Source organism: Pedobacter sp. WC2423 (assembly GCF_040822065.1).
Taxonomy (GTDB): Bacteria; Bacteroidota; Bacteroidia; order Sphingobacteriales; family Sphingobacteriaceae; genus Pedobacter.
This window is the reverse complement of sequence record NZ_CP162005.1, coordinates 637,513-649,015: the sequence shown is the minus strand read 5'-3', so window position 1 is coordinate 649,015 and position 11,503 is coordinate 637,513. Positions and strand designations below refer to the sequence as shown.

Annotated in this window: 6 protein-coding genes; 1 reads left to right on the top strand and 5 read right to left on the bottom strand. The window is 39.9% G+C overall.

Translation table 11 applies throughout. The annotated features are described in order from the left end of the window. The first annotated feature begins 1 nt into the window (after position 1). Positions 2 to 1,297 carry an amidohydrolase family protein gene (locus AB3G38_RS02255; RefSeq protein ID WP_367866877.1) on the top strand — a complete coding sequence of 432 codons (1,296 nt, stop codon included), beginning with the start codon at positions 2 to 4 and terminating at the stop codon, positions 1,295 to 1,297. A 134-nt stretch (positions 1,298 to 1,431) separates the two neighbouring features. Here the strand turns inward: AB3G38_RS02255 and AB3G38_RS02250 are convergent, their stop codons facing one another. From AB3G38_RS02250 to AB3G38_RS02230, 5 genes are all read right to left on the bottom strand, one after another. Beyond that, on the bottom strand, positions 1,432 to 2,190 hold the full coding sequence (locus AB3G38_RS02250; protein ID WP_367866876.1) for a hypothetical protein: 759 nt from the start codon (positions 2,188 to 2,190) through the stop codon (positions 1,432 to 1,434). A 122-nt stretch (positions 2,191 to 2,312) separates the two neighbouring features. Further along, positions 2,313 to 5,024: a glycoside hydrolase family 3 N-terminal domain-containing protein gene (locus tag AB3G38_RS02245; RefSeq protein WP_367866875.1), complete on the bottom strand. Its 2,712-nt coding sequence runs from the start codon at positions 5,022 to 5,024 to the stop codon at positions 2,313 to 2,315. A 42-nt stretch (positions 5,025 to 5,066) separates the two neighbouring features. Continuing rightward, a complete protein-coding gene (locus AB3G38_RS02240) occupies positions 5,067 to 6,500 on the bottom strand; it encodes an alpha-L-fucosidase (protein ID WP_367866874.1) in 1,434 nt (477 codons plus the stop codon). A 99-nt stretch (positions 6,501 to 6,599) separates the two neighbouring features. After that, positions 6,600 to 8,207, bottom strand: coding sequence for a SusD/RagB family nutrient-binding outer membrane lipoprotein (locus tag AB3G38_RS02235; RefSeq protein WP_367866873.1), 1,608 nt, complete (start codon positions 8,205 to 8,207; stop codon positions 6,600 to 6,602). Positions 8,208 to 8,226: 19 nt separating this feature from the next. Then, complete coding sequence (locus tag AB3G38_RS02230; RefSeq protein ID WP_367866872.1) at positions 8,227 to 11,493, bottom strand: SusC/RagA family TonB-linked outer membrane protein; 3,267 nt, start codon at positions 11,491 to 11,493, stop codon at positions 8,227 to 8,229. Positions 11,494 to 11,503: the final 10 nt, after the last annotated feature.

Here is an 11,503-nt window from a genome sequence, read left to right as displayed (position 1 = left end):
TATGAAAACCTATCTATTTACCCTCGCTTTAACGGCATCAGGCCTGATGTGTTTTGCACAGGCCAACATATCTCCAGCAAAAAAACAAAGTAAAACCATAGCGATAACCGGAGCAACGATACATGTTGGAAACGGCACAGTCATTGAAAACGGAACGCTTCTTTTTGAGAATGGAAAAATTATAGCGGCAGCTGCAGGCGTACAAGTTCCTCAGGGTGATGTATTGCGTATCCATGCGAGTGGAAAACATATTTATCCAGGCTTTATTGCGGCAACAACAAATTTAGGTTTAACCGAGATTGAAGCTGTAAAAGCTACACTTGATTTTGAGGAAATTGGTGATTATAATTCACATATCCGCTCTATTGTTGCTTACAATACGGATTCAAAAGTACCCGCTACTTTAAGGAGTAATGGTATCCTGATGGCACAACCAACACCGCAAGGTGGAGTAATTTCAGGAAGTTCTTCTGTAGTGCAACTGGATGCCTGGAATTGGGAAGATGCTGCGCTGCGAAAAGATGATGCAATGCATATGAGCTGGCCGGCGACTCCCCGTTTCAGAGGATATGGCAGGCCGCAGCTGGCTCCTGAAGTATTAGCAGAACGTACACAGTCAGCTATTGATCAATTAACTTCTTTCTTCGCTGAGGCAAAGGCATATGCAGAAATGGGTAAACCAGAAGTGATCAATACTCGCTTTGAGGCTATGAAACGTGTTTTTGCAGGTACGGAAAAGTTATTTATTGGAGCAGAGCGTCAAAAGGATATTGTAGCGGCGGTTAATTTCGCTAAGAAATTCGGGATTATACCGGTAATTACGGGTGCGGATGAGGCTTATTTAATCATTGATTTTTTAAAGGCGAACAGCATTACGGTGGTGGTTAAACAGCCGCATGCTTTGCCAGATCATAATGATGATGATGTGAATATGCCTTATAAGAATGCAGCTATTCTGGCTAATGCTGGTTTAAATGTTGTTTTAAGCATTGATGGATACTGGCAACAGCGAAACTTACCTTTTATGGCGGGAACTGTTACCGCATGGGGTCTGGATAAAGAGAAAGCATTAGCTACAATTACCTTGAACGCAGCCAAAGCAATGGGTGCAGACAAAACTACCGGAAGTATTGAAGTTGGGAAAGATGCCACTTTCTTTATTTCTGCGGGTGATGCACTGGATATGAAAACAAATAAGGTGGAGCAGGCTTTTATACAAGGAAGGGATATTAATCTGGATAATCTGCATAAACAACTGGACAAAAAGTTCAGTGATAAATATGCGGCAGAGCAATAAATGGTCAGGCAGTAAAGTTGGATTTACAACTTGTAATTTAACAAAAAATGCTGCTCAGATCGGGCAGCATTTTTTTTGTATTTTCGATTGTGAAATATACCAGCTCTGTGGTACAATGGATCAAATAAACAAAGCTATTTTGTTCTCTTTTTTTGAAACGTATTGAGATAATCTGCAGATTTTTGATTGAGCTTTTCAATTTCCTGCTGATAGCGTTTATCATCGTTGAATATTAAATGAAGCTGTTTAAATGCTTCAATTCTGTCTGAAATCTCTTTTCCGGCTGCAGGATCATCTTTAAACCGTTCGTAAACAAAAAGTTCACGTTTTAAGAATTTTGCGTGAGATTGATTAAATAGGGCTATATCCCTCGCTTTAAATGAGCTATCATAAAATAAAAGGTCAGCACTTACAAATTCAGGAATAGTCTCACTATCATTTGTGCGATAGTGTTTTAATAAATCCTGATGATGAAGCACTACTTTTTGATAACTATCATATTGATCAAAAAAAGGGATTAAGCTTTTCCTTGTTTCTTCCACAAGGTGTCCGGCAAGTAACAAGTACTCCTGCGTTAAAGGATAACTCCTTTTAAACCCTGCTGAAATCTCAAATGCTTCCAGAATCCAATACGGGATAGCTGGATCAGAAAAAAGTGGTTTTATAGCTATTTTTATTCTGAAATCAGTTTTAGAACTCAGAGTTTCAAAATAAACAGCTTGTTCAAAATCTTCATTAAACCGATAAAACTTCTTGACTGTTTTTGATTCCTTCAGTTTAAAATTCTCTTTAAACAGTTCATTCGCAATATAATGTGCGAAATTTTTGAATGATGGAGAAATCTCTTCTGCTTGTAATTGCCGGTAAACTTCCAGTTTTTTCCAATGTGTCATGATCAAATTGATAGTCGGGTATTTGTTATCCAATATAAACTTCGCCAATATAGTAACTTATCAGGGTCCAGGTGTTATCAGTTTACACCACCTGGACCTGATAGGCTACACTATTTTTCCGATCATTTAATCACCTTTAATGTGTCTTTCAACAGCAATTCTTTGCTTGAAGAACCGATCATTATTCTAAAGTCTCCAGGCTCAATAACGGTCTTCATTTCAGCATTCAGCATTTGCAACATTTGAGGAGTAATTTCAAATTTAACCTGTTTAGACTCCCCTGCTTTTAACCTGACGCGCTCAAAACCTTTCAATTCTAAAACCGGTCTGGCTACTGTACTCAGCAGGTCACGGATATAGAGCTGTACCACTTCTTCTCCATCATAAGTACCAGTATTTTGTAATGTAAAACTTGCTGTTACAGATTCTGTTCTGGAAATAGCTGTTTTACTTAATTTCAGCTCTCTGTAGTCAAATTTTGTATAACTCAGGCCAAAACCAAACGGGAAAAGAGGCTCACCACTCAGGTTGTTATAATCATCGCCCCTGCCTGTTGGTTTATGGTTGTATACCAATGGCAGTTGTGATTCATGAACCGGATAAGTAATCGGTAAGCGTCCTGCAGGATTATAGTCACCGAACAAAGTTTCTGCAACCGCATTTCCTCCTTCTTCTCCCGGATACCAGATCGACATAACTGCCGCAGCATCATTGTACCAATTGTCCATCGTGATGGCACTGCCCCCAACTAATAAAACGATTACAGGTTTCCCGGATTTCTCCATCGCCTGAATCAATTGTTCCTGGTTACCTGGTAAGCTCAATAGTGCGCGATCCTGAAACTCTCCTTCTTTAATTCCCGCAGCGACTACAATAACATCTGCATGCTCAGCGAGTTGAATCGCATCAGCTAAATTTTTAGCACGCTCATCTGCAACGCCATAATTCCAGATCAGCCTGAGGTGTGCATTGCCTTTAGTTTCTTTAAATTCTACCCGGACCTGATACGATTTGTTCTGCTCAAAAGTGAATGGAACCAAACGGGTATGATAAGATATTTTATCCCACTGATCAATTAATAGTTTTCCATCCACATAAAGACGATAACCGTCATTTCCTTCCAGCCCAATTTGATAAGTTCCTGATTTTGGAGCTTTAAGCATGCCGTTCCAGCGGATCGCATACTGATCTTTCGCTAAACGTTTGTCCGGTGCAGAGAGCGTCCACATGAAGTCTATTCCCTGATCTATCCGCGTAAACAAGGGTTTACCACTTAAGGTAAGGTTATCAAAGTATTCAGCGAAAAGCCCTGAAGCAGTATCCGCTTTCAGAAATTGTTTAGCTACGGGAATATATAAAACCGGATCCCGCGTGCTTCCTTTACTGTAAGTCACCTTAACCTGTTCACCCGCTCTTTTCTTTAAACCGTCCACAATACTGATCTTACCATTACCAGTTCCGCTGTAACCTCCTAAACGCGCTTCGGCAGCATCTTCTCCAACGACTAGTATGTTCTTAATATCTTGCAACGGCAACACAGATTTTGCATTCTTTAGCAAAACAAATGATTTTAAAGCTGCCTGTTTAGCAATTGCTTTATGACTTTGATCATTCAAAGCATTTTCAGCATCCTTTTCAGAGACATAAGGATTTTCAAAAAGACCCAATTCAAATTTTGCTCTTAAAACTCTTGAAACTGCATCATCTATCCGTTTTTGTGGAATTGATCCATCAAGGAATGGGGGAATAAACAATTTATAATGGTCATACTCTATTTGAAAAATCACATCCAGACCTGCAATAATCGCCTGCCTGGTGGCTTCAGTATAATCTGCTGCGGTATAGTGTAAAACATTTGCACCACCAACTGCTCCGGCATCAGAAATAACAAATCCTTTAAAGCCCCATTCTGTTTTCAACTTTTGTGTCAGCAAATAAGCATTTGAAGTAGCGGGAGTACCGTTTAAGCTATTATAGGCAGTCATGAGTGACCTGCTTTTACCTTGCTGTATGGTAGCTTTAAATGGAGGAAAATAGATTTCTTCCAGTAAACGTTCATTCGCATGGATCGGATAACTATCACGGCCACCATCGCCAACATTGGCTACAAAATGTTTAGGCGTAGTTATGATATTCTGTTTTTCAAATGCGCTTACGAAAGCCAGTCCCATTTGAGAAGATAGAAAAGGATCTTCCCCATATGTTTCTTCGGTGCGCCCCCAGCGTACATCTGCAGCGATATTCACTACTGGTGTTAAAATATCCCTGATCCCCCTCACCTTAGTTTCCTGCGCTATAGTGCCGGCAACCTGTCCCATCATTGCGGTATCAAAGCTGGCTGCAAGACCAATGGCTTGCGGAAAAGCGGTAGCTCCCTGTCTCACCAGACCATGAAGCGCTTCATCAAATGCAATCATAGGAATACCTAAACGGCTTTCTTTAACAAAATACCGCTGTATGGCATTAATCTTTTTGGCTAAGGTATAAGCGTTCTCCTTTGTATTATAACTTAACATTTGTCCTGCTCCCCCTCCGCCCTGAGAAACAGCACTGACTTGTAAGCCAAAAATCCCGTTTTTATAGCGGTTTTTATCTACTCCATCCAGGTCTCCCGGAATCATAAAAAGCTGCCAGAATTTCTCTTCCGGTGTCATCCTGGAGAGCAGATCACGCACTCTTTTATCGATGCTCATCCCCGGATTTTTATATAAGGGCAAGGCTGACGAGGTCTTTATCCGGCTTTTATTTTTAACAACTTTAAGTGTATCATTCGCAATAGCAGCATAACTTAAAAGGGAAAGCAGGAACGGCAATAAAACGACTTTATACTTCATTAATCATAATTTAAGTTTTCTTCCTATAAAAATTCTAAACCACTAAATGGCTGGCGTAAATTCAAAAGACAAAGCAGCTGCTGAGCCCACTATATTCGCTGGCAATTCTACTGTAGTCTGATCATTTAATACTGTCCATTTTAAGGACTGACCTGTAGAGACCAATCTCAGCACTGTCCCCTTTTTTGGTAAATTACCTGTCCATTGAATGGTCTTGGCGGGGTGCTCTCCAACATTTTCACAATAAATCGCATACCTTAATTTACCATCTTTACTTTGCGTAAACCAAGTTTGGCCACTGTGGTAGTTCTTAGTAATCCTCGTATTGTAAATGGCTTTACCATTTTTAGAAGTCCATTGACCAATCTCATTTAATTTAGTGACCACCGAAGCTGGTAAAGTACCATCCGGATCAGGCCCGATCCCTAAAAGCAAACTTCCGCCTTTAGCAACAATCTCCACTAGCTTGTGAATCACTTCACTGGCAGGTTTATACTGATCATTGGGAACAAATCCCCATGCCCCGCCCAGTGTCATGCAGCTTTCCCAGGGATGATCCAGTTGCGTATCAGGAATCTTTTGCTCTGGTGTCTGGTAGTTCTCATAAGGCCCGTGAACCGTTCTGTCTACCATCAAAATACCAGGTTGTGCTTTTCTTGCCATCCGGGCAATTTCAGGCATGTTAATATCCTGGCTCCATTTAGGGATATCAGCGCCCCAGGAGCGTACTTCTTCATTAACAGTTTCCAATGGTCTGACCCATCCTCCATCAAGCCATAAAATATCAATACCACCATAACGGGTCATCAGTTCTTCCAGCTGATTGTAGACAAAACCTTTAAATTTGTTCCATCTCCACGGGTTTTTCTGAATGTCGTAATTGTTATTGCGGTTGGGGGTCGCATATTTAGACCACCAGTAATATTCAGAGTGCCAGTCGGGCTTGGAAAAATAAGCACCGATCATAAAGCCTTCTTTTCTGAAAGAGTCAAATACATATTTAGCCACATCTGCTTTCGGATTATTTGCAAAGGGACCTTGAGCGATACTGAAGTCAGATGCCCTGGTATCAAACATGGCGAAACCGTCATGATGTTTGGTGGTAAAAACAAGATATTTCATGCCTGCACTTTTACCAGCTTTTGCCCATTGTTCCGGATTAAAATGTACCGGATTAAAAGCTTTACTCAACCCCCAGTACCACTTTTTATAATCGTCATAAGTCTTTGTACTGTCGCGTTCTATCCAGTCTTCTGAACAAAGTGTCCAGGATTCGATCATCCCTGGCACAGCATACAATCCCCAATGAACAATCATTCCAAATTTCTGATCCTGCCATTTGTCCAGTTTCTTTTTAACCAGGGGATCTGTTGGGGCTTCATAAATGGTTGATTGCTGATGAATTCCGTTTTCTTGTGCTGCTAACTTACCGGCAGCACAAATCAGCATCGCTGCAATTATAATTTTTGTTTTCATTAGGATCGGATTTGTTGAACTGATTTTATCTCCTGAATATAAAAATGTCCCGGCTAAAAAAACTAACCGGGACAAGATATTAATTAAAAATGCTATAGCTTACGGTTGCCAGAAGATCTTGGTTTTACGCGTATCCTTAGCTTGAACAGCCTGATAATTTGCCGCATTCAGAATCTTTTCTTTACCTGGATAGATTAACCGGTTTGGAGGAGTATCAAAACCTGATAGTTTACCATCTGCAGGGAAATTTAAAACAGGGAAACCAGTTCTTCTGTATTCAGACCAGGCTTCTGTAGATTGGAGTACCCCTAAATGCACCCATTTCTGAGTATAAATATTAGCCAGTTTATTTGCAGAAGTACCTGTATAAGCAGCTGAAGAGGTATTCACCCAGGTATCTATAGCAGCAGCGTCGGGAGCCTGAACATTCACATATCCACCACCCTGATTTAAGTTATTCAGGTAGTAATAAAAAGTAACAGATTGTCTTAGGGCATTTCCATATGCAGTCTGCGCACTGGCTGAGCTACCCCATCTTTCAAAAGCCTCTGCTTTCAAAAAATTCACTTCAGAAGCAGTGATCACAATACCTGGTAATTTTTGATTAAACAGGAAAGTTGCAGAGTCAAGTACTGAATAATCCGCAAATTTAGTTTCCTGATCTGATGCAATCATCGTAACCGGCATAGCTTTATATGTTTTATTAGGCACAAATACATCCTTTTTATCAATCTTCACTATTCTGCCGTATTTATCATAGATTACAGGAATACGCGGATCATTAGCTGGCAACATCACCGTGTTTAACATATAATCAGTAGCATACCAGCTGCCTTCCATAAAAGCGGCCCTTAAATCACTGGTGCTATTGGTTAAAGGTTGTAGTAAAACATCAGATGCTCCCGGGTTATAGGAAGGATTATTTCCTCCATCGACTAATGGAAAAGCGGACGGATTGTTTAACATATCCAATACTGCTGTTCTGGCTGTCCCCTCATCTACTTTTGAAATACGCATCAGTAATCTTAAGCGTAAAGAATTGGCATAGCGCACCCACTGATTGACATCGCCTTTCAGCAATATATCCGCTTTGGAAAAATCTTTATTGGTAGGGTTTGCTTTGAAATAAGCAGCAGCAGTAGTCAGATCACTGATAAAACTGGTATACAAAGCTTTTTGCTCATCAAATTTAGGATTTACAATCGTACTGCTTGTTTCCAGACTCCCTGTTTCACTATAAGGAATATCTCCCCATAAGTCTACCATTTTTGCCGCCTGCTCTATCAATACAACCTTTGCAGCCTGCATAATTATAGCCTGAGTCGCTTTTTCCGCATCTGAAAGTGTTTTGAATTTGACTTCCATAGAACGGTATTGTGCCATACTTCCGCTACCGTTACCACCTGTAGCATAAAAATCATCCCAATAGTTTTGAGCATAACCATCATTTTGCTGATAAACTGAATTTGCATTCGGGAAATAAGAAGTCTGCGCATATACGCCTGGCATCTGACATAAAAAAGTACGTACATTCCAATATTTCGCCGCAACTCTGTCATTGTTTAACATTGCAGTAAAAAGGCCTGGAACACTAGCATCACGTGCTTTTTCCGGGTTATAGAATTTATCTTCAAGTGCTTTTTTGCAACTCACTAATGACGTCGCTGCAACTAAAACAAAGCTTATATTTATAATTAATTTTTTCATCTTAAAAATATTAATGCGATTAGAAATTCGCGCTTATAGAAAAACCATAATTTCTTGAGGCAGCTGTTGAACCTACATCTACTCCTTGTGACCACCATTTATTTCCCAGTGGTGCTTCAGGATCCAGATCTTTCAGCGTACGCCAGATATAGAATAAATTACGGCCAATCAATGAAACTCTCAGGTTGGTGATTTTAAGTTTACTGGTAAATGAAGCTGGCAATTTGTAGCTTAATACCACTTCTCTCATTTTGATAAAACTGTTATCAAAAATTTCTCCATCTGTCAAAGAACCTTCTCCCCAGTTATAAGTATTAATGTAATAATCAGCAGCACTAATAACTTTGGTATTCGGTAAGCCTGTAGTCTGGTTTACACCTTGTAAGAGTACACCGTCGTTATATGTTTTACCATTACTGGTAAAAGCAATTCCACCGTGTTCAGCATCTCTGAATTCCATAGAGTTTTCCAGCATACCTGCTCCACGCATATATTTAAGATTTGGAGACAGCATCTTTCCGCCGAAACGACCATCAATAGTAAAATCTAAAGAGAAGTTACCATAGCTGAAGGTGTTAGAGATACCACCAACAACTTTCGGCATAATGTTCCCTGCTTTAACATAAGTACTGTTGTCCATCACATACAAACCATCAGCATTAATGATATAATTGCCTTTGGAATCTGTGGATCTTGGGCGTACATAGATATTACCTAATTCTTCTCCGGCTTTAGCTACAATTTTAGCAGTTGCCTGATCTGAAGAATAGAAATTCAACTCTGACATGCCTCCCGTCAATGAAATTACACGCGATTTATTAGAGGAGAAGTTCAAACGTGTGTCCCAACGGAATTTACCAGCTTTTACAGGGGTTGCATTTAAAGCGACTTCAAATCCTCTGCTCCCAATTTCACCCACATTTACAATCTGACTCGTCGCACCAACAGTTGAGCTTACTTGTAGTGGTACAATCTGGTTTTTAACACGGTTGTTGTAGTAACTCACATCTAAACCAAGACGTCCTTCTAAAAAGCGGGTTTCCAGGCCAAATTCTGCTTCATGTTTCTTTTCTGGCATTAAACTATTATTTCCATAAGCATTAGCAACTACTAACGAAGGAACTGAACCATTTATAGTTTGAAGAGAAGTTTGTGTATAGACAATATTTGATTCAAATAAAGGTGGCGCATTACCAACCACACCGTAAGAAGCCCTTAATTTACCATAGTTCCAGAAACCTGGTAATTTCACTACATCACTGAAAACAAAACCACCATTTAATGAATAGTAAGAGTAATTGTTATTTTGTGGAGGCAGTGTAGATGCATATTCCTGACGGGCTGTACCTTCTAAGAATAAGAAGTCTTTATAGCTTAAATTTAAGATTCCCAGGTAAGCATATTTCGATTGTTGTTTCCTGGTGTCAGTAGTTTCAGGAACACTGAATGAATTACTGATCGCAAACCAGTTTCTTGAAACCAGTCCATCTTTCGTATTCGATTGCTGGTCTTTATAAGTTTCATTTCTACCTTGGTAACCTCCACTTACTGACAGATTCAGGTCTTTACCAATTTTGTTGGAGTAAGTTAATAAAGCGTCTCCATATAAAACTGCATATTGTCCTTGTGTAGTAGTGTATCCACCAGTACTGGTATTCCCATTTAATGCAATCGGAACTTCAGTAAACTGACGGTTTTCTGTTCTTGCGCCGGTATAGTCATTACCAATACGTCCTCTGAATTTCAGATTTTTAGCAATATCATAGTTTAAAGTAAAACTTGATAGTAATCTGTTTTCATTTTCAACGTACTCGTTTTTCAATTGCTGCCAGTAGAAATCCAGTAAATTAGTTGCTCTGATATTGTAAACGAATGGCTCCGGACGATCCAGTTGGTCGAAAGTGGCATATTTATACCCGTCACTAGTCTGGAATTTTTGTTTCATCAGGTTCATATCTTCAGCACGGCTGAAGAAACCACCGAATGATCCTAAAACCTGGCCCAATTGATAAGGTCTGTTTTTTGTGATCGTATTTACATAACTCACAATTACATCTGCGGAAAGTTTTGGTGCAAGTTTAATCGTAGAGTTTAAGTTGAAAGAGTTCTTTGACCCTGTGTTTCCTGGCTGTGTACCTTTATAATCCAGACGTGATGCTGAGAAACGGTAATTGATAGCCTCGCTTTGGTTAGAGATAGCCACGTTTGCGTTTGAGGTATAACCTGTTTGATAAACGTCTTTATAATTATCAGGTTGCGGAGAATAAGAACGGATCGAACCATCCCACCATTTGACCTGCTGACCTTCCATTTTAGGGCCAAAGTTTGCATAGGCTCTGAAATATGGTCTTAACCCTGTTGGTGAAGTCGCATCTACATTCCAGCCATCTTCACGGCCGACATTGGCTAAGTTAGTTGCCCTGTCATAACCCGGCCCATATACATTTTGGAAATTTGGTAAAAAAGCAACCTGATCAACTGATCCCTGGTAATTAAAATCAATTCCAAGACCTTTGCCTTTCATTCCTTTTTTAGTGGTAATTACGACTACGCCACTTCCTGCATCCGAACCATATAAAGCAGAAGCACTCGCTCCTTTTAAAATAGTCATACTTTCAATATCCGCAGGATTGATATCTAAAATACCGTTTCCTCTGATACGCTGATCTCCCCAATAGTCATTGTTATTAGCACCTTTAGCTCCATTCTGGCCATCATTTCTAATCATTACCCCATCTACAACATATAAAGGCTGCTGGTTATAACTGATCGAATTGATTCCACGAATTTGTACGCTTACCGCACTGCTCGCACCACCTGGTGCAGTAGTAATTTTTACTCCGGCAGCTTTACCATATAAAGCGGATGCAAAATTGGTATTACCAGCTTCTGTTAGTTGTTTAGCTGTGACCGTACTTACTGCATATCCTAATGATTTTTCTTGTCGTTTAATCCCTAATGCGGTGGTTACAACAACTTCATTCAGACTATTTGAACTTTCAGTCAAGGTAACGTTTAGTGACGTTTGATTCCCAATAGTGACTTCCTGTTTAGCGTATCCTACCGCAGAAAAAGACAAAACATCATTTGTACTGGCGGTAATGGAGAACTTTCCAGTACCATCTGTCTGGGTAACTTTGGAAGTTCCTTTTAGCGAAACACTAACTCCCGGCACAGGGCCAGAAGCATCCCTTACTATCCCGGTAAGGGTTTTTTGTGCAAAAGCGCTGACTGTCAACAGGGTTAACAGAAAAACGCTTAAATACTTTAAGTAAATTTTTCTCATGTTTAGTGTG